Consider the following 24,692-nt stretch of genomic DNA (forward strand, 5'->3'; position numbering starts at 1 on the left):
CCGTAAAGTTCCGTACGTCCGGGCCGATAAACAGAATCGAATTGCTAATGAATGAGGTTTCTATGTTTAGTCGAGTACGTGTTGTCTCCGGTCTTCTCTGTGTATTGGCACTGTTCGCGCTACTGCAAATTTTTTCGGGTGGCGTGTTCTATAAGACGGTGACAGAAGATAAAGAAAATTTTGCCTATAACCAACGTCTGAGTACGCTTCAACGCGCCATGGGCACCTCTTGGGTCGCACTGGTACAGGCGCGAAATACCTTAAACCGCGCCGGGATCCGTTATTTGCAGGATGGGCAAATGGCCGGCTCAGGTGCCACCGTTAAAGAGCTGGTGGCGCTGGCAGATAGTGAATTAAAGCGTGCGGAAGAAGGCTATGCCATGTTCAATGCCAATCTTTCTGAGAAAGGCAAAAGTGCAGAAAACGTACTGACACTGCAGGCAAACTATAAGCAATTCCATGACGGACTCGCGGAACTGATCGTATTTCTTGGCAACGGTAACTTTAAAGGGTTTGTAGACCAGCCGACGCAGAGCTATCAGGACAAATTCCAGAAAGACTACGATGCCTGGCTTAACTACAACCTTCAACTCAGTCAGCAGGGCGTGGATGCCAACAATGCCGCCTATCAACGCATGATTATGCTGGTTGTAGGGACGCTGTTGGTCACGCTGTTGGTGATTGTGCTGGTCTGGAACCTGATGCGCAGCCTGCTTATTCGACCGCTCAAAGAGAGCATTGAACATATTCAGCACATCGCAGGCGGCGATCTCACGCAGCCCATCAACATTAGCGTACGTAATGAAATTGGCGATCTGCTGACCTCGCTGCAGGACATGCAACGTTCTCTGGTGCGCACCGTCAGCACCGTGCGAGACGGCGCAGATGCAATTTATACCGGGGCCAGCGAAATCGCCGTCGGTAATAACGATCTTTCTTCCCGAACCGAACAGCAGGCGGCATCGCTGGAGCAAACGGCGGCCAGCATGGAAGAACTTACCGCGACCGTAAAACAAAATGCGGAAAATGCCCGTCAGGCTTCAAAGCTGGCGCTGAATGCCTCTGAAACCGCGCAGCAGGGCGGCAAAGTCGTTGATGGCGTGGTCACGACCATGAAAGAAATTGCCGGCAGCTCACGGAAAATTGCGGACATTATCAGCGTCATTGATGGTATCGCTTTCCAGACCAACATCCTGGCGTTGAACGCAGCGGTTGAAGCCGCGCGAGCTGGCGAACAGGGACGAGGCTTTGCCGTGGTAGCCGGTGAGGTTCGTAACCTTGCCCAGCGCAGCGCACAGGCGGCAAAAGAGATTAAAGGCCTGATTGAAGACTCCGTTGGTCGCGTTAACACCGGCTCAGTGCTGGTTGAAAGCGCGGGCGATACCATGAATGAGATCGTCAGTGCGGTGACGCGCGTGACCGACATCATGGGTGAAATTGCTTCTGCGTCGGACGAACAGAGCCGTGGTATCGACCAGGTCGGTCAGGCGGTGACTGAGATGGATCGCGTAACACAACAGAACGCCTCGCTGGTGGAAGAGTCTGCTGCAGCCGCCGCGGCGCTGGAAGATCAGGCCAGTAACTTAAAACAAGCGGTTTCTGCCTTCAATATTGGTAAAGAAATTGTCACGCAGGCCGTTAACAAGACTACGGCGGCAAAAAATTTACGTTTAGAAAGTCCGTCAGAAGGCATTCGCCAGCCATCACCGCGCGGTGATGAGAACTGGGAAACCTTTTAATTGCCTGGATGGCCCAGCCGCTGAGACGCGGTTGGGCGTAGCAGCAGATGTTCAACAGGTTTAGTTCAGGCCAGGTGCAAAGATGAAGAAATCGACGTTATTAGATCAACCGGAAGCGACGACGCTGCTGTCACAAATGGTGCAGCGTCTGCCCCTGTCCGATACCCATTTTCGCCGTATCAGCCAGCTCATCTATCAGCGTGCGGGTATCGTGCTGGCCGATCACAAGCGCGAGATGGTTTACAACCGTCTGGTTCGTCGTCTGCGCACGCTGAATATCGATGATTTTGGTCGCTATCTGGCCCTGCTGGAAAATGATCCAAACAGTGCTGAGTGGCAGGCGTTTATTAATGCGTTAACCACTAACCTGACAGCGTTTTTCCGCGAGGCGCATCATTTTCCAATCCTTGCGGAGCATGCACGTAAACGTCAGGGAAATTTTAGCGTCTGGAGTACGGCAGCGTCCACCGGCGAAGAACCTTACTCTATCGCGATTACGTTGGCTGAAACCTTAGGCATGGGACCGGGTAAATTCCAGGTACATGCCAGCGATATAGATACCCAGGTTTTGGAGAAAGCCGTGGCGGGCGTTTACCGTCAGGAAGAGCTGCGTACGCTGTCGCCCGCGCAGTTACAGCGTTTCTTTTTACGCGGTACAGGTCCACATGCTGGCATGGTTCGTGTCCGTTCCGAACTGGCGAACATGGTGAACTATACCCAGCTTAACCTGCTGGCAAATGACTGGGCCTTACCGGGACCGTTCGATGCGATCTTCTGCCGCAACGTAATGATCTATTTCGATAAAGAAACACAAGAAAAAATTCTACGTCGTTTTGTTCCTCTGCTTAAGCCCGGCGGCATTCTCTTTGCCGGACACTCAGAGAACTTCAGCCAGATTAGTAAAGAGTTTTGGCTGCGTGGGCAAACCGTGTATGGACTGACGAAGGAAAGATGATGAGCAAAATTACCGTGATGTGCGTAGATGACTCTGCGCTGATGCGGCAACTGATGACCGAAATCATCAACAGTCATCCTGATATGGAAATGGTGGCTACGGCCCCGGATCCGTTAGTGGCACGCGATCTGATTAAACAGTTTAATCCGCAGGTGTTAACGCTGGATGTTGAAATGCCGCGCATGGACGGCCTGGACTTTCTTGAAAAACTGATGCGTTTACGGCCCATGCCCGTGGTCATGGTGTCATCCCTGACGGGACAGGGCTCAGAAATCACGCTGCGCGCGCTGGAGTTAGGTGCGATCGATTTCGTGACGAAGCCGCAGCTAGGCATTCGTGAAGGCATGCTGGCCTATAGCCAGATGATTGGCGACAAAATTCGCGCGGCGGCCCGGGCGCGCCTGCATGTTCGTAACGTTATGCCCGCGCCGGTCACGCTGAAAGCCGGCCCGTTGCTGAGTAGTGAAAAGTTGATTGCCATTGGTTCATCAACCGGCGGCACAGAGGCGATTCGCCACGTTTTACAGCCGTTACCGGCCACCAGTCCGGCACTGCTGATTACGCAACATATGCCACCGGGCTTTACCCGATCTTTTGCCGAGCGGCTGAACAAGCTGTGCCAGATCACGGTGAAAGAAGCGGAAGATGGCGAGCGTATTCTTCCCGGCCATGCCTACATCGCGCCTGGCGCAATGCACATGGAACTGGGGCGCAGCGGGGCGAACTACGTGGTGAAGCTGAATGAAGGCCCCCCGGTTAACCGGCATAAACCTTCAGTGGATGTCTTGTTTAAATCGGTTGCGATTAACGCCGGGCGTAATGCCGTCGGCGTCATCCTGACCGGTATGGGTAACGATGGGGCAGCAGGCATGCTGGAAATGCATCGTGCCGGCGCCTGGACCATCGCGCAAAATGAAGCTAGTTGTGTCGTTTTTGGCATGCCACGCGAGGCGATAGCCAGCGGTGGCGTGAGCGAAGTAGTAGATTTAAGCAACATCAGCCAGCACATGCTGGCGAAAATTAGCGCCGGACAGGCATTGCGTATATAACCAGGCCCGTCCTGCCGGGCGAGATAACACAGGAGTAGATATGGCTGATAAAAACATGCGCTTTTTAGTAGTGGACGACTTCAATACGATGCGTCGTATTGTACGTAACCTGCTGAAAGAGCTTGGTTTCAATAACGTAGAAGAAGCGGAAGACGGCGTTGATGCGCTAGGCAAGCTGAAAGCAGGTGGTTTCGATTTCGTTATCTCTGACTGGAACATGCCAAATATGGATGGCCTGCAACTGCTGCAGACTATTCGTGCCGATGCTGCAATGGCGAGCCTGCCAGTTTTAATGGTGACGGCAGAAGCGAAGAAAGAAAACATTATTGCTGCCGCTCAGGCGGGTGCAAGCGGCTATGTAGTCAAGCCGTTTACTGCAGCCACGCTTGAAGAAAAGCTGGGCAAAATTTTTGAAAAACTGGGTATGTAAGGAGATGTGATGAGCGACCTTCCGAAATCAGCTGAGCAAGCCGCGGCACACGATATCATTTCCCGCATCGGTTCACTGACCCGCATGCTGCGTGACAGTCTGCGTGAGCTGGGGCTGGATCAGGCCATTGCAGAAGCTGCTGAAGCCATTCCTGACGCCCGCGACCGTCTGGACTATGTAGTGCAAAAGACCGCTCAGGCGGCGGACAGGGCGCTGAACAGCGTCGAAGCAGCGCAACCGCACCAGGACAAAATGGAAGCGGGCGCGATTGCGCTGAAAGGACGCTGGGATGCGTGGTTTGAAAATCCAATTGAACTTGCCGACGCGCGCGAGCTGGTGACGGATACGCGTGAGTATTTAGGGGAAGTGCCTACGCACACCTCTTTTACTAACAAGCAGTTGCTCGACATCATGATGGCGCAGGATTTCCAGGACCTTACTGGTCAGGTCATCAAGCGCATGATGGATGTGATCCAGGAAATCGAGCGCCAGCTGTTGATGGTGCTGCTGGAAAACATGCCAGAAGTGAGCGCCGAGAAACGTCAGGTTGGCACCACGCTGCTTAACGGACCTCAGGTCAATGCCGCTGCGCCAGGCGTCGTGGCGAATCAGGACCAGGTTGATGACCTGCTGGACAGCCTGGGTTTCTAACCGCGAGTCTGTCTGGTCATCGCCGATCCGTTAACGGTTGGCGATTGCCGCCCCTTCTAAGATGGCCTGTTTCTGACAGGCCACTTCTCTTTTCTCTTTTGCCATCCGTGAAAGAGCGCGCATTTTTCACGTTTTATCCACGCTTTAACCAAACCCAAATTTGGCATTCTATGCTCAGAATTCCTGCCAACCGAGGTTTGTGGTGTCAGAAAATAGCGACGAAGAAAAAACAGAATCGCCCACGGCCCACCGACTTGAGAAAGCACGTGAAGAAGGCCAGATTCCGCGTTCGCGCGAGTTGACCTCATTACTGATGCTGTTAGCCGGCATCATGATTTTATGGGTCGGCGGTGCCATGATGGCCCACCGGCTGGCCGCGATGGTGTCAACCGGATTACGATTTGACCATGCCATGGTGACCGATGACAAAATCATCATTGCGCATGTGGGCAATCTGATTATGCAGGCCATTGCGGCGCTGCTCCCGCTGCTGGGCGGGCTGGTTCTGGTCGCGATTGCCTCGCCAATGCTGCTGGGCGGCGTAGTGATCAGTGGAAAATCCATTAAGGTCGATTTTGGCAAACTGAACCCGCTGTCTGGTTTAAAGCGTATGTTTGCCGCTCAGGCCTGGACCGAACTGTTTAAAGGCATCCTGAAGACTATTCTGGTCGGGTGTGTTGCAGGCTGGTACGTCTGGAGCCACTGGCCCGATATGCTGCGTCTGATTGCCGAATCACCGACAACGGCACTGATTCACGGCATGGATATGATTGCCATCTGCTGCTCGCTGGTCATGCTCGGGTTGATCCCCATGGTGGGCTATGACGTTTTCTGGCAACTTTACAGCCATTTTAAAAAGCTGCGCATGTCGCGTCAGGAAATTCGTGATGAACACAAACAGCAAGAGGGTGATCCGCACGTGAAAGGGCGCATCCGCCAGCAGATGCGCGCAGCCGCCCGACGTCGCATGATGGCCGATGTTCCCAAAGCCGATGTTATCGTCACCAACCCAACGCACTACTCGGTTGCCTTGCAATATAACGAGAAAAAGATGAGCGCGCCGAAGGTCATCGCCAAGGGCGCAGGGGATATTGCCTTACGCATTCGTGAACTGGGCGCGGAACACCGTATCCCGGTTCTGGAAGCGCCGCCACTGGCGCGTGCGCTGTACCGACATACTGAAATTGGACAACACATTCCGGGTGCGCTGTATGGCGCCGTCGCGGAAGTGCTGGCCTGGGTCTGGCAGCTACGTCGCTGGAAGCGCGAAGGTGGCCTGATCCCGGTAAAACCTAAAGACCTGCCGGTCCCGGCAGAGATGGACTTTGCAGGAGAGAACACAAACGATGGCTAATCTGGCCGCTAAATTACGCCTACCGGGCAACTTCAAAGATATGCAGTGGCAGGTGCTTGCTGGCCCGGTACTGATCATCATGATTTTATCGATGATGGTTCTGCCGTTACCGCCATTCATCCTTGATCTGTTGTTCACCTTCAACATCGCCTTGTCGATCATGGTGCTGCTGGTGGCGATGTTTACCCAGCGCACGCTGGAGTTTGCGGCGTTTCCAACCATCCTGCTGTTTTCGACCTTGCTGCGCCTGGCGCTTAACGTTGCCTCAACCCGTATCATTTTACTGGACGGCCACACCGGGGCCGCCGCCGCCGGACGGGTGGTGGAAGCCTTTGGCCACTTCCTGGTCGGGGGCAACTTTGCCATCGGTATTGTGGTGTTTATCATCCTGGTGATTATCAACTTTATGGTTATCACCAAAGGTGCCGGCCGTATCGCTGAAGTGGGCGCGCGCTTTGTTCTTGACGGGATGCCCGGTAAGCAGATGGCCATCGACGCCGACCTGAATGCCGGTCTGATCGGTGAAGATGAAGCGAAACGCCGCCGTGCTGAAGTCACCCAGGAAGCCGACTTCTACGGTTCAATGGACGGTGCCAGTAAGTTCGTACGTGGTGATGCCATCGCCGGCATTTTGATCATGGTAATCAACGTGATTGGCGGGCTGTTGGTCGGTATCGTGCAGCACAGCATGGATGCAGGACATGCGGCAGAAACCTATACGTTGCTGACTATCGGTGATGGTCTGGTTGCTCAGATCCCGGCGCTGGTTATCTCGACTGCGGCGGGTGTTATTGTGACGCGCGTGGCAACCGATCAGGACGTCGGCGAGCAGATGGTTGGCCAGCTGTTTAAAGATCCTCGCGTACTGATGCTGAGCGGCGGCGTAATAGGTTTGCTGGGCCTGGTGCCGGGCATGCCGAACTTCGTTTTCCTGCTGTTTACGGCGGCCTTACTGGGGCTGGCATGGTGGTTACGCGGCCGCGAAATGCAGCCGAAAAAGAGTGTCGAATCACCCAGCAGCCTCACCAAATCTATGGAAACACCCGCATCGGCCGAGGCGTCCTGGACCGATGTACAACTGGAAGATACCCTGGGAATGGAAGTGGGCTATCGCCTCATTCCGATGGTCGATCATAATCAAAACGGTGAACTGCTGGGGCGTATCCGCAGTATCCGTAAGAAGGTGGCGCAGGACGTCGGCTTCCTGCCACCGGTGGTGCATATCCGTGACAATATGGAATTACCACCGGCCCGCTATCGCATTTTGATGAAGGGCGTAGAAATTGGCAGTGGTGACGCGTATCCGGGGCGCTGGATGGCGATTAACCCCGGCACCGCAGCGGGCACCTTGCCGGGTGAAGCCACCGTCGATCCGGCGTTTGGCCTGGCGGCCGTGTGGATTGATGGCGCGCTGAAAGAGCAGGCCCAGATCCAGGGCTTTACCGTGGTCGAAGCCAGTACGGTGGTGGCAACCCATCTTAATCATCTGATTGGTCAGTATGCCAGCGAGCTGTTTGGTCGCCAGGAGGCGCAACAGCTGCTGGATCGCGTCTCGTCTGAAATGCCTAAACTGACTGAAGATCTGGTGCCGGGCGTTATTACCCTGACAACCCTGCATAAAGTGCTGCAAAACCTGCTGGTGGAGCGCGTCTCTATTCGCGACATGCGCACCATCATTGAAACGCTGGCAGAGCACGCGCCGGTTCAAAGCGATCCGCAGGAGTTGACCAGCGTGGTGCGTGTCGCGTTGGGTCGTGCAATCACCCAACAATGGTTCCCGGGCAACGGTGAAGTTCAGGTTATTGGCCTGGATGCTACGCTGGAACGCCTGTTACTGCAGGCTCTGCAGGGCGGTGGTGGGCTGGAGCCGGGGCTTGCCGATCGTCTGCTGGCCCAGACGCAGGAAGCCTTACAGCGTCAGGAGATGATGGGCGCGCCGCCGGTCTTACTGGTAAACCATCCATTACGTGCGTTACTGGCGCGCTTCCTGCGTCGCAACATGCCGCAGCTGGTGGTGCTGTCCAACATGGAATTAAGCGACAATCGTCAGATTCGCATGACCGCCACCATCGGAGGCAAACAATGAGATCGATGATGCTGTTTGCACTGCTCCTGCCGCTGTCTGCCCTGGCCGCTGACGGCGCCTGGAGCGCCAGCGCGGCAGGCCCGCTGATGGCCAATCGCGGTAGCTGGCAATCCTCACAGCCCTTAACGCCGCCGGGCGACGTAAAAGGGGCAATGACCGTGGTGAACTGGCGCTATCAGCTCACCCGGCCTGCGCCATCGGGCCTGCAGGTCCGGCTTTGTGCGGCGCAGCGCTGTACCGAACTGGACGGTGCCAACGGCGCGACGCGGGGTCTGACCGGCGTGACCGCGGATGAAACATTGCATATGGTGTTTGGTTTCGCTGGAAGCGGCAGTTTACCGCCCGGGCTGAAAGTGGTCAGCACAGACGTGACGGTTAATTACCAGTAAGCCTGATTATTCCATTATTAAGACAGACCGGCAGCGATCGTGCAGGCGTGCACGATCGCTGCCGGTCTGCATAATGAAGGCAGGTTACGTCATTTTCGCATTAAATCAGTCTGTGCTTCGCAGCAGAAAACGAGAGATCAACCCGCCAGCCACACCGCCCGCCATCGGCACCAGCCAGAACACCCACAGCTGCTGCAAGGCCCAGGTTCCCTGGAACAGCGCCATCGCCGTACTGCGCGCCGGGTTTACCGACGTATTGGTCACGGGGATGCTAATTAAATGAATAAGCGTTAAGGCCAGGCCAATGGCGATGGGCGCGAAACCCGCGGGCGCGCGTTTATCGGTCGCCCCCTGAATAATGATCAGGAAAAAGGCGCTGAGTACCAGTTCAGTGACCACTGCTGCACAAAGGCTGTAGCCCCCGGGGGAGTGTTCGCCAAAGCCGTTAGCCGCGAACCCGCTGGTGGTGGAATCAAAATCAGACTGACCACTTGCAATCACATACAGCACGGCCGCCGCCGCGATACCGCCCGCGACCTGCATAATGATATAGGGCAAAATGGCCTGATATCCGATACGGCCGCCCGCCCATAAACCCAGCGTGACGGCAGGATTAAAATGGCCGCCCGAAAGATGACCCACAGCAAAAGCCATCGTCAGCACGGCAAGGCCGAAAGCCAGAGCCACTCCGGCAAAGCCAATCCCGGTTTGCGGAAAGGTTGCCGCCAGCAGGGCGCTTCCACAACCCGCCAATACTAACCAGAATGTCCCGATGAATTCGGCAAACGCTTTTTTAATCATCAACTTAGTTTCCTTTCTCGTTAACAGGTCAAGACCTGATGAAATGCGGGCTTATAGTAGAGCGCGCGCATCAGAAAGGAATAACCCCATGATCTTACGCAGATAAACAGGACATTATGGCTGCATGGGCCAGTTTGTCCGTTGCTATGCATCATGATGTCTGGTTTTCAGGCGATAGCGGGCCGATTCATATCGTGGGCAGAGCAGGCAGCGAAAACAGCGGTCGCGGAAATCATGACGCGGCGGCGGGGAAGGCAGGGAAGGCAGGCGCCGGGCCACGGTGGGCACTCAGCGCCTGAAGAGGTTACATGCGATCGACGGTTTTGATACCCAGCGTGTCCAGCCCCAGTTTCAGGGTTTTGGCGGTCAGGGCAGCAATCTGTAACCGGCTCTGACGGGTCGCTTCATCTTCGGCCGCCAGAATCGGGCAATGCTCGTAGAAGCCGGAGAACAGGCCAGCCACGTCATAGAGGTACGCACACATAACATGCGGCGTGCCGTCACGGGCAACCTGAGTAATGACTTCTTCAAACTGCAGTAGGCGTGTAGCCAGCAGGGCTTCACGATCGTCCGTCAGGGTGATGTCGGCCTGAATCGCGTCGGCTTCAATACCGGCCTTACGGAATACCGACAGGACACGCGTGTAAGCGTACTGCATATAAGGCGCGGTGTTACCTTCAAACGCCAGCATGTTGTCCCAGTCAAAGATATAATCCGTGGTGCGGCTCTTTGACAGATCGGCATATTTTACAGCGCTGACGCCGACGACTTCCGCAAGTGCACGCCGCTCTTCTTCGCTCATCTCCGGGTTTTTTTCGCTGACCAGCGAGTAAGCACGATCGTAAGCTTCATCCAGTAGATCCGAAAGTTTGATGGTGCCGCCGCTGCGGGTCTTAAACGGACGACCGTCTTTACCCAGCATCATGCCAAATGCATGGTGCTCAAGCGGCACAGATTCAGGCACATAACCGGCTTTACGCACGATGGTCCACGCCTGCTGTAAATGCTGATGCTGGCGCGAGTCGATGTAGTAAATCACCCGATCGGCATGCAGCGTTTCGTAGCGGTATTTGGCACAGGCAATATCGGTAGTGGTGTAAAGATAGCCGCCGTCTTTCTTCTGAATGATGACGCCCATAGGCTCACCTTCTTTATTCTGGTATTCATCCAGAAAGACCACGGTCGCACCTTCGCTCTCTACGGCTAACCCTTTCGCTTTCAGGTCGGCAACAATCCCCGGCAGCATGTCGTTGTAAAGGCTCTCGCCCATGACATCTTTGCGGGTCAGCGTGACGTTAAGGCGGTCATAGATATGCTGGTTCTGGCTCATGGTGATATCAACCAGCTTTTTCCACATCTGACGGCAGTAGTCATCGCCGCCTTGTAACTTCACCACGTAGCGACGTGCGCGCTCAGCAAATTCCGGATCTTCATCGTAGGTGCGCTTGGCTTCACGGTAAAACCCTTCTAAGTCAGCCAGCGCCATTTCGGCATGGTTTTCGTTCTGCTGTTTCTCAAGGAAAGCTATCAGCATACCGAACTGCGTTCCCCAGTCGCCAACGTGGTTGGCACGGATGACGTTATGGCCCAGAAACGCCAGAGTGCGGACAGCGGCATCACCAATAATGGTGGAGCGGACGTGGCCGACGTGCATTTCTTTCGCGACGTTCGGGGCAGAGTAATCTACGACGATAGTCTGAGGTTCAACGCGGGCGACGCCGAGTCGCGGATGCTGCAGGGCATTCCTGGCATGTTCTGCCAGCCAGCCACGATCGAGAAAGATGTTAATAAACCCGGGTCCGGCAATCTCAACCTTGCTGGCAATACCGGTAAGATCCAGATGTTGAATAACAGTTTCAGCTAATTGTCGCGGCGCCTGGCCCAGTTTTTTAGCCACGGCCATGATGCCGTTTGCCTGATAATCACCAAACTGAACTTTGGCCGACTGGCGAACCTGAGGTTCGCAATCGGAGGGAGCACCAGCCAGCACCATAGCCTGACTGACTTTTGCGGAAAGAAGCGCCTGAATATTCACCGGGTTACCTTACATATGCTAAGAAAAGCACGCTGACAGCGCAGCGCGCTTCATCCTCATTCTGCCGGAGGCGATAACCAGAGTCATCACCAGGCAGAACGGAAAAAAATGAGGGGAAAAGTATACGTGAATTGTCAGCTTGAGTCAGTAACTGGATAAACGCGGAGAAACAGAGCTGAGGATGTTTCCCAAAGGATTAGCGGCGGCGCGCGCGGCGCGCATTTTTAACGCTTTTGTCTTCTCGCACCTTCCAGTGGCGCGCAAGGGCAAATCCCATCAGTGCGATCAATGTTGCCACTACGATGAGCATAGTCATAAAAACTTTCCTTATAATGGTATTGATGCAAATTTATAAGAAAGGTGACGCGGCTGCAATCATGTTGGCGGTAAATGGGAATTGTCTTATTGTATTAATTAACATCAATTTAAACAGGTGGTTAGGTGGTTTTTGTCAACTTAAGGGTGGATCTAAAAAGAAGATAAGTCTGAATTGAAAGCGTAATTTATCTGCTTTAATGGAAAAGAATCACGTAAATAAGATGAATCTCACCATTATGTCGTTTAGGATTTAATGCTAACAATGAGTTACGATATTTAAGTCTGTAAATTTTAGAGGGGCAGAGGCAACCGTGAGCACCACCTTTCCATCAGAACTGGACGATTTACGCGAAGATTTGGCCGCTTTCGAACAACGGTTACAAAGTTTTTCACAGCGACTCGGATTAGATAATGCCGGACTCGATGTCGATCATGTCGCGGTTCGCTGTCACCAGAACACCACCGCCGAACGTTGGCAGCAGGGTCTGGCGAAAATGGGACAGCAATTTTCGGCAGCGATGATCAATGGTCGTCCTGTCTGCCTGTTCAAACTGCATCAGCCGCTCCAGATTGCCGGCTGGCATATCGACGTGGTGGAGTTACCCTGGCCCGGCGAGAAACGCTATCGCCATGAAGGCTGGGAGCATGTGGAAGTGGTATTAAGGGGCGAGCCAGAAACGCTTGGGATGCGGGCAATGGCGTTGCTGTCCGACCATGCACTGTCCCAACCCGGTATTTCGTTCAAGACCAGCTCGCCAAAAGGGGAAAATGAACGTTTGCCTAATCCTACCCTCGCAGTAACCGACGGGGAAACCACGATAAAGTTTCACCCGTGGAGCCTGGAAGAGATCGTGGCCAGTGAGCAGTCTTAACCCAGGGCGTCAACCGCGCGTTTAAGCCGCTTTGCCGCTTCTTCCAGCAGCGCGCGTGGGCAACCGAAGTTGATACGCACGAAACGGTCATCGCCAAAATCGCGACCCGGTGAGAAACCCAGCCCGTACTTTTCAAAATAGAGTGCCGGGCTGGTAACCGGCAATGCGCTGGCATCAATCCAGCCGAGATAGCTGCCTTCTGGTGACACCATCGAGAGTCCGGGGAGCGCATTGACCTGTTCAACCAGCCAGTCACGATTCCCGCGCAGATAGTCCAGCTGTGCATCAAGCCAGTCATCATTGTCGCGCCAGGCAACCTCTGCGGCCACCAGTGCCAGAATATCAACCGAGGGAACGATGCCCTGGCGGACGGCGTTGAAACGTTCACGCAGTACCGGGTCAGGGATGATGGCGACGGATGCGCCCAGGCCGGCGATGTTAAAGGTTTTCGAGGGCGAAAGCAGCGTGACGCTGCGCCGCGCGGCATCGTCGCTCAGGGAGGCGAACGGGATGTGTTGCAGGCCCTGTGTTAACAGCAGGTCGCAATGGATTTCGTCAGAACAGACAATCAGGTCGTGCTGCTGGGCAAACGCCAGTTGGGCCTCCAGCTCTTCCCGGCGATAAACCGTACCGCCAGGATTCTGGGGATTGCACAGCATCAACAGCTTTTTGTCCTGCATTTTCCCTTCGGCCGCGCTCAGGTCCATGACCCAGCGCCCGTTCTGTAATATTAATGGCAGACTCAGCTGGTCGCGTTCCGCCAGTTTAGCGGCAGAGCGAAAAGGGGGATAAATCGGCAAGGGTGCCACGGTACCTTGCGGTGGCTGAGTAAAGGCGCGGACCGACAGATTTAAGCCGCAGACAACGCCGGGCAAGACAACAACCCATTCGGGATCGACCTGCCAGTGATAACGTGATGCACAGCGAGCGATAAGGGCCGCAATCAACCCCTGGGGCTTATCGCCATAGCCGAAAACGCCGTGGTCAACGCGGGCTTTAATGGCTTCAATGATACGCTCAGGCGATCGGAAATCCGTATCGGCGACCCACAGTGGCAGAATATCCTGACCCGCATATTTGTGCCATTTAAGACTATCACTGTGACGGCGGTCTATCCGTTGGTCAAAATTGAATGTCATAGTTAGTTTTCCACGTAAACTGTTCTAAGGGATAAGCGTACCTGACGAATTTGGCGTGAACAGGAAGCCATGTAAAGGAGAAGACAATGACGACACTGGAAATTTGTTGCTATGGGGTGGATTGTGCATTAACCGCCCAGCAGGCGGGAGCCGATCGCATAGAGCTTTGCGCCGCGCCGCGTGAAGGCGGGCTGACGCCTTCTGCAGGCATGCTGGAGGTCGCCCGTCGTGACATTTCAGTTCCGGTGCATCCTATTGTTCGCCCTCGCGGTGGCGACTTTTGCTATTCCAGCCGTGAATTTGAAACGATGAAGTCAGACGTGGCGCGTATCCGTGAGCTGGGTTTTCCCGGCATCGTTCTGGGCATGCTGGATGAAGATGCCAATATCCATGCCAGTCAGATGCGACAAATCATGGCCCTGTGCGACGGGATGGCGGTGACTTTTCACCGCGCCTTCGATCTGTGCCATCGGCCCAAGCGTTCGCTTGATGTGCTGACGGATTTTGGCGTCAGGCGCATCCTGACATCTGGCCAGCAACAAAGCGCGGAAAACGGAATTGCATTATTGAGGGAACTTAATGAATACAGCGCAGGTCCAATCATTATGGCCGGTGCTGGCGTTCGCCTCAGCAACCTGCAAAAGTTTCTGGATGCGGATATTCGCGAGGTACACAGCTCGGCCAGCCACCTTGTGGCATCCCCGATGCGCTACCGTAAAGTGGGTGTTTCCATGTGTTCCGAAGCCGAAATTGATGAGTTCAGCCGCAATTGCGTCGATGGCGATGTCGTTGAGGCAATGAAAAGTGTGATGCAAATGAATACCGCCCGGGTGGCCTGACTCATGACCAGTTTTGCCGCGCAGCACGCCGATTGATGACGTGATGTTTGCAAGTACCAAACCCCAGTAAATTTGCTGGGGTATTTTTTGCCCAAAATTCCTTCAGCGCCCTTTATCGTCGTGCCCGCGAGGCTGAATTCAGTCGCTGCTGGCGCTGAGAGAAGAATTCCACTTTCCATCATCCGTCGGTTCCTGCTATTTAGGGTAAACCGTTTACGACATTGACGTCCGAGGTGCACACCATGCGATGCGTTCTGCTGTTCGCTGTGATTACGTTATTCTCCTTTCCCACCGCATGGGCCGCAGCCTCATGTCAGCCATACAGTAAAGCGGTGACCAACAGCAATAACTGGATCCTGCTGGGCGGCAGTGCCAAAGGTCAGGTGCGTCAGGTGATCGCCGGCGAGTTTGGTAAAGACGTCAACTCACAGAAACGGGTACTGGGGCAGTTTGATCGCTGTGGCGATCTGCTGGTGGCGGACATCAGCTATGACAAAAATGAGCGTAACGTCATCCTAAGCATGGAACAGCACCTGGTTCGGGTTCAGGACGGCTGGGTTGCGGAATATGCCTATCTGGTTAAAGTCATCAAGCAGGGCAGTGAAGTGGTGGTCGATAACCGTCAGGGCACCATTCAGTGGCAGAAGGGCAAAAACGGCAACATCATCAGCGCATCGGATAAATTTATCAGCATGGGTAAAGACGGGTTTACGGATACGACTTACCGTTATGATAAACGTTTCCACTTACTAAAAAGTATTGCGCGAGGTACCGATCCCGTCAGCAACGGGGAATACCGTTATGAGTGGAATCCACAAGGCCTGGTCACCCGTTCGACCTCTGCCCGCCGCAAAGATACCTACACCTATGATAACCAGTGGCGGGAACGGCGCCTGAATGGCACCGCAACGACAGACGTCAGCACATTGCGCACCGTGGATGAATGCCAGTTCTGGGATGAGAAGGGCAACTGCACGCTGAGTTATCTGAATGAAACGGAAGTGTTCGAGAAAGGGACGATTCAACGCCACCTCAGCGCAGTCTATAAATACCAGTACTGGGATAAACCCGCTGAGGTGACGGAATAGCCGTTATTTTACCGTTTGACTGAACGCATCCAGCCCCAGCAGCGCATGGGCAATTTGCTCCGGTGCCAGGTTGGGGTTAAGGTTTTTCAGCGTATCGCCTTCACTGTTTGCCAGTGCGCCTATTTTCACCAGATTTTCCCAGCTTTCGCCCTCCAGATGCATCTCTTTCAGGGTGGTGGGCATCTTGATCGAGCGATAGAAACGGATGTAGCGTGCGATCTCCTCGTCCGGACGCTGCTCCAGCACCATCTGGGTTAAGGTACCGTAGGCCACTTTCTCGCCGTGGGTGAGATGATGGATATCGCCTTCAATAGCAGTAAAACCATTGTGAATGGCGTGCGCAGCTGCCAGGCCGGCATTTTCGAATCCCAGGCCCGACAGCAAGGTATTCGCTTCCACCACCGCTTCCACCGCCGGCGTCACGCGTTTTTCCGAAACGGCAACATAGGCACTGTAACCCCAGGTCAGCAGGGTTTCCTCACAGGCACGGGCGATGGCCAGCCCGGCAATGGTCGGATCGCCATTGACCATCGATTTGGCATGGCTGCGGGCTACCGCCTGGGCTTCCACCCAGGTTGCGAGGCCATCCGCAATGCCCGAGGCAAACAGGCGGGCAGGCGCAGCGGCACAGACGGCGGTATCCACCAGCACCAGATCGGGGTTCTTATTGTAGAAGCGGTAGCTCTCAAACACGCCGCTGTCAGAATAGATAACGGAGAGTGCGCTACAGGGCGCATCGGTAGAGGCAATCGTGGGAACGATCACCACCGGTTGTTGGATCTCATCAGCCACTGCCTTAACGGTATCCAGCGTTTTACCGCCGCCCAGCCCGATGACCACGTTGCAGTTCTGCTGTTGCGCCTGCTGGCTCAACCGGGTGATTTCATTACTGGACGCCTCGCCGTTGAACTGCTGGCGCACCACGTTCACGCCCGCCTTTGTGAGCGTGGCCTGAGCCCGTTCACCGATCAGTCCCCAGACGACATCGTCCGCGACCACAAAAGCCTGAGTACCCAGTTCGGTGACGTAGCTCCCCAGTTCATCGAGTACGCCTGCACCTTGCACATATTTGCGCGGTGACGAGAAAATAAATTTCATAAACGTTGCTCCTGATTGCATAAATCATGGCCGTGACCGGCCCGTTGATAAAGCCCTTAAAAGGGTAGCAGCTAATGGGGTTTTGCTGGCTGTACAGACAAAAAACCGCTTGTTATTGTGAGCGGATGTTTACCGGGGATACGCTTATGACGGCTTCGTTGCTCTCTTTCCTGCTGGCTATTATTATTTTGACCCTGACGCCGGGCTTTGATACGGCGTTGATCCTGCGATCGGCCGCCGCACAGGGCTGGCAGCGTGCCAGTGCCACGGCGCTGGGCGTGGCAACCGGCTGTTTGCTCTGGGGCATTGCGGTAGGGCTGGGATTAGGCGCGCTGCTGCTGGCGTCGGAGATGGCTTATAACCTGCTGAAGTGGGCTGGCGCCGCTTACCTCCTCTATCTGGGCATTAAGCTGCTGTGGCATCCGCGCGCCCAAAACGTGTCAATGCATGCCGAGGCCGCGGCTCAGCAACGTCATCTTGCCTGCTTCACGCGTGGATTATTGGGGAATCTGCTGAATCCCAAGGTGGGCGTTTTCTATGTGACTTTTTTGCCCCAGTTCATTCCGCAGGGCGCCTCTGTCCCGATCTGGTGCAGCCTGATGGCGTTGACGCACATGCTGGTGGGGTTGGCCTGGAGCACGGTGCTGATCGGCAGCAGCCACTATTTTGCTGAGCAGTTAAAACGGCCACGAATAGTCAAAATCATGGACCGTTTAACGGGCTGCGTCTTTATTGGTTTTGCGGCGAAACTGGCGCTGTCTCGCCGCTGAGGATCAGGGTTTGGTGGCAACCAGAACGGCGCGCAGCGGTGCGGGATAACCTTCAACGGTTTTGCTGCTGTCGTCGGGATCCAGAAACTCGGCCAGTGATTCACTGGTCATCCAACTGGTACGACGTTGCTCTTCCGTCGAGGTCAGGGCAAAGTCGACAATGCGCACGTTAACAAAGCCACACTTCTCCAGCCAGCTTTTCAGCGCCTCGGCAGAGGGAATAAAATAGACGTTGCGCATCTGCGCATAGCGTTCGCCCGGCACCAGCACCTGGTTCACATCGCCTTCGATCACCAGCGTTTCCAGTACCAGCTCGCCGCCGCTGACCAGCTGATTTTTTAGCTGAAGGAGGTGGTCAAGGGGGGAACGGCGATGATACAGCACGCCCATCGAAAAGACCGTGTCGAACGCCTGGAGCGCCGGCAGTTGTTCAATGCCCAGCGGCAGTAAATGGGCGCGACGGTCATCATTCAACAGCTTACGCACGGCTTCGAACTGGCATAAAAACAGCTGCATGGGATCGATACCCACAACCAGATGCGCACCCGCACCGATCATCCGCCACATGTGATAGCCGCTGCCGCAGCCGACATCCAGCACGGTTCGTCCGGCCAGCGAGGAAATATGAGGCAGCACGCGCTCCCATTTCCAGTCAGAACGCCATTCGGTGTTAATCTCCGTTCCGTACAGGGAATAAGGGCCTTTGCGCCACGGCATCAAATTGCGTAGTAGTTTCTCAATGCCCTGACGATGACGATCGCTGATGTCATCCCGATCGGCGCTTACGCTGTTCAGCAGGTCCAGCCGCTGGGGTTCCAGCAGCGGTAAGTATTCCAGCGACTTGTACCAGTCACGGAAGTGCCCGTGCAGATTCTCCCGCTGCCAGTCGCTAATCTGTGCAGGCAGCACGTCAAGCCATTTTGCCAGGGGGCCAACGGCGATTTGCTGATAAAAACGGCCAAAGTCGATCATTTTAATGCCACCAACGAACCAAAATTAAAGCACTGAAACCATAATTCAGCGTGCGAAAAGCCCGCCTGCTTAAGACGAGCCTTATGCGCTTCCACACTGTCGGTCAGCATGACGTTTTCCAGCATGCTGCGCTTCTGGCTAATCTCCAGTTCGCTGTAGCCGTTGGCGCGCTTAAAATCATGATGCATGTTAAACAGCAGTTCGCCGACGTCACGATCTTCAAAGCTGAACTTCTCCGAGAGAACCAGGGCTCCGCCGGGATTCAGCCCCTGCCAGATTTTACTGAGCAGCGTAAGACGGGCAGGCGGCTCAAGAAACTGCAGGGTGAAATTGAGCACCACCAGAGAGGCATTCTCAATCTCAATGTCACAGATATCCGCTTCCACCACGGTAACCGGCGTGTCGGCGCGAAAGGCATCGATATGGCGGCGGCAGCGTTCGACCATGGCCGGAGAGTTGTCTACGGCGATAATCTGGCAGCCTGGCACGTGAATATTACGACGCACCGAAAGTGTGGCGGCACCGAGTGAGCAGCCCAGGTCAAACACCTGGCTGTTGGGCTGGACGAAGCGTTCTGCCAGCATGCCAATCATCGAAATGATATTGGAATAGCCGGGCACCGAGCGCTGAATCATGTCGGGAAACACTTCAGCGACACGTTCGTCAAAGGTCCAGTCGCCCAGTTTTTCAATGGGCGCAGAAAAGAGTTGATCGCGATCAGACATATCGAAAATCCGAAGAGACGGCGGAAAGGGCGCTATTCTGGCAGAAACTGCCGCGGCCTGCACCCTTTAAGCCGCAACATTAATGCAGGCTGAGCACCAGTTGCCAGGGGAGATAGATGAGGTTAAAAATCACCATTCCACTCAGGCCAAACAAGGTCAGCATCATGCCGTATTTGCGTCCACTCATCACGTCTTTACGCAGGCCATAAGCATGCAAAAAACGGCCAACAAAAAACACGATGCCCGTCAGGTGAACCATCCAGACATCCGCCCCGTTCATCTCAAGCGTGATCACCAGCAGCAGTGCCAGGGGAATGGTTTCAACGGCATTGCCATGAATGCGGATGGCCCTGTTCAGGTCGTGATGACCGCCATCCCCAAAAGCAACGTGATGTTGACGCCGAAAGCGGACGACATTGAGGGTGAACTTCATTATCAGTAACGCACCGATAACCACATATAACGCGCTAATCATCATTGTTTCCTTTTTTATTCATATCACCAGAGGGGGCGAGGCTGCCCATCGCTATCAGAATAGCGAATCCTGTTGCGGCCAGTCAGGTCCGGGACCGATGCTGGCATCAATTTTTTGTAATGCCGGCCAGAGCGCCTGCACCAGCGGAAACACCTGTCCCATATCGGGCGTGTGGATAAACACCAGAGGGTCACTTTGCGTGTGCCATTCGGCCAGCTTGGCCAGCCAGATTTGAAACAGTGGCAGGCTTTCTTCCAGGTTGTCGCTGCCGACAAAACGGATCATGGGGCGCGACCCGGTTAACAGTGCATGCGGCGGAACGCGAGGCTTTTGCTGGCGGGCGTGAAGTGCCGCCGGGCTTTGCGAGGTTGAGGCATGAACCGGACGGCTGTCCAGCACCACACGATTGACGCCGCGCTGCAGCAGGCCGCGATTCAGCGCGCGCTCAGCCTCGCCTTTGGCAAAAAAGGCGGCATGGCGGACTTCGACGGCGTAGGAGAAATGGGTGGGCAGGCTGTCCAGAAAGCGCCAGAGATCGTTCAGTTGCGCAGGGGAAAAGCTGGCGGGCAGCTGTAGCCAGTACTGACCCATGCGGTCGGCGAGCGGTGCCATCAGGCGAAAAAAATCCGTTACTAAGTCGTCGGTATTTTGCAGGGCGGCCTGATGGCTGATGCTGCTGGGAAATTTAAAACAGAAACGAAACTGGTCATGGGTCATATCCCGCCAGCGCAGGACCGTTTCCGCATCAGGCAGCGCATACAATGTGGTATTGCCTTCCACCGTGCCGAAATAACGCGCATAGTCAGCCAGGGTTTCGATTCCCCATCGCTTCCAGTGCGCGTGATGCCATTGTGGCAAACCAATACGAAGTGTCACGCCTGATTCCCGCCTTTGAGTGTGATGGTAATTATCCTGTAACGCAGTATATTGACGCAAACAGGTGAAAAGCGAACAGGAAATGCCGCGCTTTAACGTGGCTCCACTTATCCTGTTTGCCTTTTTCCATTATAATAGCGGCCTTTTTTGCGACAGCACCCCACAAGGTGACGCGGCCTGGTGCTGTCAGCTGCAGCGGCGAAGTTAAAAGGATAGTGTTATGCGTACAGAGTATTGTGGACAGCTCAATCTGTCTCATGTAGGTCAGCAAGTCACGCTTTGCGGCTGGGTCAACCGTCGTCGCGATCTGGGAAGCCTGATTTTTATCGATATGCGTGACCGTGAAGGCATCGCACAGGTTTTTTTCGATGCCGATCATCAAGACGCTTTCCAACTGGCATCTGAACTGCGTAACGAATTCTGTATCCAGATTACCGGCACTGTGCGTGCCCGTGACGAAAAAAACAGAAACAGCGACATGGCCACGGGGGACGTAGAAGTCTTTGCCCACGCGCTGAACATCATCAATCGTGCTGAACCGCTGCCTCTGGATTCTAACCAGACCAACAGCGAAGAAGCACGTCTGAAGTACCGTTATCTGGATCTGCGCCGCCCTGAAATGGTTGAGCGCTTAAAGACTCGCGCTAAGATCACCAGCTTTGTCCGTCGTTTTATGGATGACGCTGGCTTCCTGGATATCGAAACGCCGATGCTGACGAAAGCCACCCCGGAAGGCGCGCGCGATTACCTGGTGCCGAGCCGCGTGCACAAAGGCAAATTTTATGCGCTGCCTCAGTCACCGCAGCTGTTTAAACAGTTGCTCATGATGTCGGGTTTCGATCGCTATTATCAGATTGTTAAATGTTTCCGTGATGAAGACCTACGCGCAGACCGTCAGCCCGAATTTACGCAGATCGATGTGGAAACTTCCTTCCTGACCGCACCTCAGGTGCGTGAAATTATGGAGCGCATGATTCGCGAACTCTGGCAGAGCGTGAAGGGCGTGGATCTGGGTGAGTTTCCGCAGATGACCTTTGCCGAAGCCATGCATCGCTACGGTTCAGACAAACCCGACCTGCGTAATCCCATGGAGCTGGTGGACGTGGGTGATCTGCTGAAAACCGTTGAGTTCCAGGTGTTTTCTGGCCCGGCTAACGACGAGAAAGGCCGTGTTGCCGCGCTGCGTGTGCCCGGCGGCGCGCAGCTGAGCCGTAAGCAGATTGATGAATACGGCAAATTTGTTGAGATTTACGGTGCCAAAGGCCTGGCCTGGATGAAGGTAAACGAACGTGCGAAGGGCCTGGAGGGCGTACAGAGCCCGGTGGCGAAATTCCTTAATGCCGATATCGTTGAAACCCTTCTCAGCCGCACGAGCGCGCAGGATGGGGATATCATCTTCTTTGGTGCCGACCGTGCCAAAGTGGTGGCCGATGCGCTGGGCGCACTGCGCCTGAAAGTGGGACGTGACCTGCAAATCACCGACGACAAAGCCTGGGCGCCGCTGTGGGTTGTCGACTTCCCGATGTTTGAAGAAGATGACGAAGGTGGGCTGGCTGCCATGCACCATCCGTTTACGGCACCGAAAGAGATGAGTGCGGAACAGCTGGCAGCCGATCCGACCCAGGCCGTAGCGAATGCTTACGACATGGTGATCAACGGTTATGAAGTCGGCGGCGGATCTGTGCGTATCCACAACGGTAACATGCAGCAGACCGTGTTTAGCATTCTGGGCATTGAAGAGCATGAACAGCGTGAGAAGTTCGGCTTCCTGCTGGATGCACTGAAGTACGGCACGCCGCCGCATGCAGGCCTGGCGTTTGGTCTGGATCGCCTGACGATGCTGTTAACCGGTACCGACAATATTCGTGACGTTATCGCGTTCCCGAAAACCACGGCAGCGGCCTGCATGATGACGGAAGCGCCAAGCGAAGCGAATCCGGCGTCACTGCTTGAGTTAGGCATTCAGGTCGTCAAGAAAGACAAGTCTGAGACGAAGTAATGCCGTATAAACATCCGGTTTCTGTGTTAGTGGTGATTGTGGCGCAGGACAGTGGCCGGGTGTTAATGCTGCAGCGCCGTGACGACCCGGATTTCTGGCAATCGGTCACCGGCAGCCTGGAAGCGGATGAGTGTCCGCTGCAGGCGGCCGAGCGAGAAGTCGGTGAGGAGCTGGGGATTGATGTAAAGGCCGAGCAGCTAACGATTGAAGACTGTCAGCGTGAAATCGACTTTGAGATTTTCCCGCACTATCGTCATCGTTATGCGCCGGGCACGACGCACAACCGTGAACACTGGTTCAGGCTGGCCTTGCCTACAGAGCGTGATCTGCTGCTCACCGAGCATCTTGCCGCGCGCTGGCTCGATCCCGCCGCCGCCGCTGCCCTCACGAAATCCTGGAGTAATCGCCAGGCGATTGAAGAATTTATCTGAATGCTCGCCGCTGCGCGTTTTTCCCGTGGCGAAGGCATTAGGTTTTATGAATCGGGTGGGTTTTCAATGAACGCACCGAACAATATCGACAGTCAGGCGTAATCGGCGCCGCGAGGGTGTCCACCGCCAGCGCACCGCAACGGATCGTACTTCTGTATGTGGGAATTGCGGGCACGGCCGCAGGACACGTTCGCACGTAAGATAGCCTGCACCCAGTAAAAGATCGGAGAAAATGCAACATGGCTGGACACAGTAAATGGGCGAATACCAAGCACCGTAAGGCCGCTCAGGACGCCAAGCGCGGTAAAATCTTTACGAAGATCATTCGTGAGCTGGTCACGGCTGCCAAACTGGGCGGCGGCGATCCGGGCTCCAACCCGCGCCTGCGTGCGGCAATGGATAAAGCGCTGTCTAATAACATGACGCGCGATACCATGAACCGTGCCATTGCACGCGGCGTAGGCGGCGAAGATGACTCCAATATGGAAACGATCATTTATGAAGGTTACGGTCCGGGCGGATCGGCCATCATGATTGAGTGCCTGAGCGACAACCGCAACCGTACCGTGGGCGAAGTGCGTCACGCCTTCACCAAAACGGGCGGCAACCTGGGTACCGATGGCTCCGTCGCCTATCTGTTCAGCAAAAAAGGCGTAATCTCCTTCGCACCCGGTCATGACGAAGATGCGGTGATGGAAGCGGCGCTGGAAGCGGGCGCAGAAGACGTGGTCGGTTACGATGACGGCGCGATTGACGTGTTTACCGCATGGGAAGAGATGGGCACGGTGCGCGATGCGCTGGAAGCGGCGGGCTTTAAAGCCGACTCCGCGGAAGTGGCCATGATCCCCTCGACCAAAGCCGAAATGGATGCGGAAACCGCGCCTAAACTGCTGCGCCTGATCGATATGCTGGAAGACTGTGACGACGTGCAGGAGGTTTACCATAACGGCGAAATCTCCGACGAGGTGGCGGAAACGCTTTAATGCTGTACCGCTACACGCTCAGGCTGGAGACGCGTCATGTCGATTATTTTAGGGATTGACCCTGGCTCACGCGTGACCGGTTATGGGGTGATTCGTCAGACTGGCCGCCAGCTCACTTATCTGGGCAGCGGCTGTATTCGTACCAACACAACAGAGTTACCTGCGCGTCTGAAGCTGATCTATGCCGGAGTATGCGAAATCATTACGCAGTTCTCGCCGGATTTTTTTGCTATCGAGCAGGTGTTTATGGCGAAGAATGCCGATTCTGCCCTGAAACTGGGGCAGGCGCGGGGGGCCGCGATTGTGGCGGCGGTTAACCATGATCTGCCGGTGTTTGAATATGCCGCGCGCCAGGTCAAGCAAACGGTCGTTGGCACCGGTGGCGCAGAAAAAAGTCAGGTGCAACACATGGTGAAATCGCTGCTGAAACTGGCGGCGAATCCCCAGGCCGATGCCGCCGATGCGCTGGCTATCGCCATCACGCACTGTCACGTGGCCCAAAACGCGGCGCGCATGAGTGACAGCAAGCTGGTGCTGACCCGCGGCCGGTTGCGTCAGAGTTAACAACCCTTACGTCGTCATCGCTATCAGGCTGGATATTCATCCAGCCTTTTTTAT

24 protein-coding genes are annotated in these 24,692 nt (G+C 55.1%); 16 read left to right on the top strand and 8 right to left on the bottom strand.

The features are described 5' to 3' along the window. Window positions 1-62: 62 nt before the first annotated feature. The 8 genes from QLG08_RS03505 (at window position 63) to QLG08_RS03540 (ending at window position 8,653) form a co-directional block, all read left to right on the top strand. On the top strand, window positions 63-1,739 hold the full coding sequence (locus tag QLG08_RS03505) for a methyl-accepting chemotaxis protein (protein WP_014605659.1): 1,677 nt from the start codon (window positions 63-65) through the stop codon (window positions 1,737-1,739). 82 nt (window positions 1,740-1,821) lie between these two features. Then, window positions 1,822-2,694, top strand: a complete 873-nt coding sequence (gene cheR, locus QLG08_RS03510; protein ID WP_013026103.1) for a protein-glutamate O-methyltransferase CheR — start codon at window positions 1,822-1,824, stop codon at window positions 2,692-2,694. Beyond that, window positions 2,694-3,743, top strand: a complete 1,050-nt coding sequence (locus QLG08_RS03515) for a chemotaxis response regulator protein-glutamate methylesterase (RefSeq protein WP_014605660.1) — start codon at window positions 2,694-2,696, stop codon at window positions 3,741-3,743. The genes cheR and QLG08_RS03515 overlap by 1 nt, the downstream gene beginning before the upstream one ends. A 40-nt stretch (window positions 3,744-3,783) precedes the next feature. Then, window positions 3,784-4,173 (top strand): chemotaxis response regulator CheY, encoded by a 390-nt coding sequence (gene cheY, locus QLG08_RS03520; RefSeq protein WP_013026101.1) that lies wholly within the window; start codon window positions 3,784-3,786, stop codon window positions 4,171-4,173. A gap of 9 nt (window positions 4,174-4,182) precedes the next feature. Next, window positions 4,183-4,824, top strand: a complete 642-nt coding sequence (gene cheZ / locus QLG08_RS03525) for a protein phosphatase CheZ (RefSeq protein WP_014593904.1) — start codon at window positions 4,183-4,185, stop codon at window positions 4,822-4,824. Between the two features lie 202 nt (window positions 4,825-5,026). Beyond that, window positions 5,027-6,178, top strand: coding sequence for a flagellar biosynthesis protein FlhB (flhB, locus tag QLG08_RS03530; protein WP_014605661.1), 1,152 nt, complete (start codon window positions 5,027-5,029; stop codon window positions 6,176-6,178). Next, window positions 6,171-8,264, top strand: coding sequence for a flagellar biosynthesis protein FlhA (gene flhA, locus QLG08_RS03535; RefSeq protein ID WP_282472808.1), 2,094 nt, complete (start codon window positions 6,171-6,173; stop codon window positions 8,262-8,264). Before flhB ends, flhA begins: the two co-directional genes overlap by 8 nt. Continuing rightward, window positions 8,261-8,653, top strand: a complete 393-nt coding sequence (locus QLG08_RS03540; protein WP_015700157.1) for a flagellar protein FlhE — start codon at window positions 8,261-8,263, stop codon at window positions 8,651-8,653. Before flhA ends, QLG08_RS03540 begins: the two co-directional genes overlap by 4 nt. Before the next feature lie 105 nt (window positions 8,654-8,758). Here the strand turns inward: QLG08_RS03540 and aqpZ are convergent, their stop codons facing one another. Then, the gene (gene aqpZ / locus QLG08_RS03545; protein WP_207806688.1) at window positions 8,759-9,454 is read right to left on the bottom strand and encodes an aquaporin Z; all 696 of its coding nucleotides are present in this window, start codon (window positions 9,452-9,454) and stop codon (window positions 8,759-8,761) included. Window positions 9,455-9,758: 304 nt separating this feature from the next. Then, window positions 9,759-11,489, bottom strand: coding sequence for an arginine--tRNA ligase (gene argS, locus QLG08_RS03550; protein ID WP_014605664.1), 1,731 nt, complete (start codon window positions 11,487-11,489; stop codon window positions 9,759-9,761). A gap of 629 nt (window positions 11,490-12,118) precedes the next feature. On the opposite strand from argS, the gene QLG08_RS03555 reads away from it, so the two are divergent. Beyond that, on the top strand, window positions 12,119-12,679 hold the full coding sequence (locus QLG08_RS03555; RefSeq protein ID WP_013026094.1) for a VOC family protein: 561 nt from the start codon (window positions 12,119-12,121) through the stop codon (window positions 12,677-12,679). Here the strand turns inward: QLG08_RS03555 and QLG08_RS03560 are convergent. Beyond that, complete coding sequence (locus QLG08_RS03560) at window positions 12,676-13,818, bottom strand: PatB family C-S lyase (protein ID WP_282472809.1); 1,143 nt, start codon at window positions 13,816-13,818, stop codon at window positions 12,676-12,678. The two genes, QLG08_RS03555 and QLG08_RS03560, sit on opposite strands and share 4 nt — an antisense overlap. Window positions 13,819-13,904: 86 nt before the next feature. Here QLG08_RS03560 and cutC point away from each other — a divergent pair, with 86 nt between their 5' ends. Together cutC and QLG08_RS03570 are read left to right on the top strand one after the other, a co-directional pair. Next, a complete protein-coding gene (gene cutC / locus QLG08_RS03565) occupies window positions 13,905-14,657 on the top strand; it encodes a copper homeostasis protein CutC (protein WP_013026092.1) in 753 nt (250 codons plus the stop codon). A gap of 242 nt (window positions 14,658-14,899) precedes the next feature. Continuing rightward, a complete protein-coding gene (locus QLG08_RS03570) occupies window positions 14,900-15,745 on the top strand; it encodes a hypothetical protein (protein WP_207806662.1) in 846 nt (281 codons plus the stop codon). A 3-nt stretch (window positions 15,746-15,748) separates the two neighbouring features. On the opposite strand, the gene QLG08_RS03575 is transcribed toward QLG08_RS03570, so the two are convergent. Further along, complete coding sequence (locus tag QLG08_RS03575) at window positions 15,749-16,843, bottom strand: glycerol dehydrogenase (RefSeq protein WP_014605667.1); 1,095 nt, start codon at window positions 16,841-16,843, stop codon at window positions 15,749-15,751. A gap of 146 nt (window positions 16,844-16,989) precedes the next feature. Here QLG08_RS03575 and QLG08_RS03580 point away from each other — a divergent pair, with 146 nt between their 5' ends. Then, on the top strand, window positions 16,990-17,613 hold the full coding sequence (locus QLG08_RS03580; RefSeq protein WP_033765959.1) for a LysE family translocator: 624 nt from the start codon (window positions 16,990-16,992) through the stop codon (window positions 17,611-17,613). Between the two features lie 3 nt (window positions 17,614-17,616). Here QLG08_RS03580 and cmoB read toward each other — a convergent pair whose 3' ends face one another. The 4 genes from cmoB to QLG08_RS03600 all read right to left on the bottom strand — a co-directional run bounded on the left by cmoB (window position 17,617) and on the right by QLG08_RS03600 (window position 20,661). After that, window positions 17,617-18,585, bottom strand: coding sequence for a tRNA 5-methoxyuridine(34)/uridine 5-oxyacetic acid(34) synthase CmoB (gene cmoB / locus QLG08_RS03585; protein WP_014593894.1), 969 nt, complete (start codon window positions 18,583-18,585; stop codon window positions 17,617-17,619). Beyond that, complete coding sequence (gene cmoA / locus QLG08_RS03590) at window positions 18,582-19,310, bottom strand: carboxy-S-adenosyl-L-methionine synthase CmoA (protein ID WP_014593893.1); 729 nt, start codon at window positions 19,308-19,310, stop codon at window positions 18,582-18,584. The genes cmoB and cmoA overlap by 4 nt, the downstream gene beginning before the upstream one ends. A 79-nt stretch (window positions 19,311-19,389) precedes the next feature. Further along, complete coding sequence (locus tag QLG08_RS03595; RefSeq protein ID WP_282472818.1) at window positions 19,390-19,785, bottom strand: MAPEG family protein; 396 nt, start codon at window positions 19,783-19,785, stop codon at window positions 19,390-19,392. A gap of 54 nt (window positions 19,786-19,839) precedes the next feature. Further along, entirely contained in the window at window positions 19,840-20,661 is an 822-nt protein-coding gene (locus QLG08_RS03600) for a DUF72 domain-containing protein (protein WP_282472810.1), read from the bottom strand. Between the two features lie 220 nt (window positions 20,662-20,881). Between QLG08_RS03600 and aspS the strand changes: the two genes are divergently transcribed. From aspS to ruvC, 4 genes are all read left to right on the top strand, one after another. Next, window positions 20,882-22,660, top strand: a complete 1,779-nt coding sequence (aspS, locus tag QLG08_RS03605) for an aspartate--tRNA ligase (protein WP_019105097.1) — start codon at window positions 20,882-20,884, stop codon at window positions 22,658-22,660. After that, a complete protein-coding gene (gene nudB, locus QLG08_RS03610; RefSeq protein WP_013026082.1) occupies window positions 22,660-23,091 on the top strand; it encodes a dihydroneopterin triphosphate diphosphatase in 432 nt (143 codons plus the stop codon). The genes aspS and nudB overlap by 1 nt, the downstream gene beginning before the upstream one ends. Window positions 23,092-23,330: 239 nt before the next feature. After that, window positions 23,331-24,074: a YebC/PmpR family DNA-binding transcriptional regulator gene (locus tag QLG08_RS03615; RefSeq protein ID WP_013026080.1), complete on the top strand. Its 744-nt coding sequence runs from the start codon at window positions 23,331-23,333 to the stop codon at window positions 24,072-24,074. Between the two features lie 36 nt (window positions 24,075-24,110). Beyond that, entirely contained in the window at window positions 24,111-24,638 is a 528-nt protein-coding gene (gene ruvC / locus QLG08_RS03620) for a crossover junction endodeoxyribonuclease RuvC (RefSeq protein WP_013026079.1), read from the top strand. Window positions 24,639-24,692: the final 54 nt, after the last annotated feature.

Source organism: Pantoea sp. V106_11, assembly GCF_029967885.1.
GTDB classification, from domain to species: Bacteria; Pseudomonadota; Gammaproteobacteria; order Enterobacterales; family Enterobacteriaceae; genus Pantoea; species Pantoea ananatis.

What these genes read in the sequence shown, in the direction of transcription:
- QLG08_RS03575 (WP_014605667.1), bottom strand. Translation starts at nt 16,843, where the DNA reads ATGAAATTTATTTTCTCGTCACCGCGCAAATATGTGCAAGGTGCAGGC.
- cmoB (WP_014593894.1), bottom strand. Translation starts at nt 18,585, where the DNA reads ATGATCGACTTTGGCCGTTTTTATCAGCAAATCGCCGTTGGCCCCCTG.
- QLG08_RS03615 (WP_013026080.1), top strand. Translation starts at nt 23,331, where the DNA reads ATGGCTGGACACAGTAAATGGGCGAATACCAAGCACCGTAAGGCCGCT.
- flhA (WP_282472808.1), top strand. Translation starts at nt 6,171, where the DNA reads ATGGCTAATCTGGCCGCTAAATTACGCCTACCGGGCAACTTCAAAGAT.
- QLG08_RS03560 (WP_282472809.1), bottom strand. Translation starts at nt 13,818, where the DNA reads ATGACATTCAATTTTGACCAACGGATAGACCGCCGTCACAGTGATAGT.
- cheY (WP_013026101.1), top strand. Translation starts at nt 3,784, where the DNA reads ATGGCTGATAAAAACATGCGCTTTTTAGTAGTGGACGACTTCAATACG.
- QLG08_RS03595 (WP_282472818.1), bottom strand. Translation starts at nt 19,785, where the DNA reads ATGATTAGCGCGTTATATGTGGTTATCGGTGCGTTACTGATAATGAAG.
- cutC (WP_013026092.1), top strand. Translation starts at nt 13,905, where the DNA reads ATGACGACACTGGAAATTTGTTGCTATGGGGTGGATTGTGCATTAACC.
- QLG08_RS03505 (WP_014605659.1), top strand. Translation starts at nt 63, where the DNA reads ATGTTTAGTCGAGTACGTGTTGTCTCCGGTCTTCTCTGTGTATTGGCA.
- ruvC (WP_013026079.1), top strand. Translation starts at nt 24,111, where the DNA reads ATGTCGATTATTTTAGGGATTGACCCTGGCTCACGCGTGACCGGTTAT.
- cheZ (WP_014593904.1), top strand. Translation starts at nt 4,183, where the DNA reads ATGAGCGACCTTCCGAAATCAGCTGAGCAAGCCGCGGCACACGATATC.
- aqpZ (WP_207806688.1), bottom strand. Translation starts at nt 9,454, where the DNA reads ATGATTAAAAAAGCGTTTGCCGAATTCATCGGGACATTCTGGTTAGTA.
- QLG08_RS03515 (WP_014605660.1), top strand. Translation starts at nt 2,694, where the DNA reads ATGAGCAAAATTACCGTGATGTGCGTAGATGACTCTGCGCTGATGCGG.
- QLG08_RS03540 (WP_015700157.1), top strand. Translation starts at nt 8,261, where the DNA reads ATGAGATCGATGATGCTGTTTGCACTGCTCCTGCCGCTGTCTGCCCTG.
- QLG08_RS03580 (WP_033765959.1), top strand. Translation starts at nt 16,990, where the DNA reads ATGACGGCTTCGTTGCTCTCTTTCCTGCTGGCTATTATTATTTTGACC.
- cheR (WP_013026103.1), top strand. Translation starts at nt 1,822, where the DNA reads ATGAAGAAATCGACGTTATTAGATCAACCGGAAGCGACGACGCTGCTG.
- cmoA (WP_014593893.1), bottom strand. Translation starts at nt 19,310, where the DNA reads ATGTCTGATCGCGATCAACTCTTTTCTGCGCCCATTGAAAAACTGGGC.
- aspS (WP_019105097.1), top strand. Translation starts at nt 20,882, where the DNA reads ATGCGTACAGAGTATTGTGGACAGCTCAATCTGTCTCATGTAGGTCAG.
- nudB (WP_013026082.1), top strand. Translation starts at nt 22,660, where the DNA reads ATGCCGTATAAACATCCGGTTTCTGTGTTAGTGGTGATTGTGGCGCAG.
- QLG08_RS03570 (WP_207806662.1), top strand. Translation starts at nt 14,900, where the DNA reads ATGCGATGCGTTCTGCTGTTCGCTGTGATTACGTTATTCTCCTTTCCC.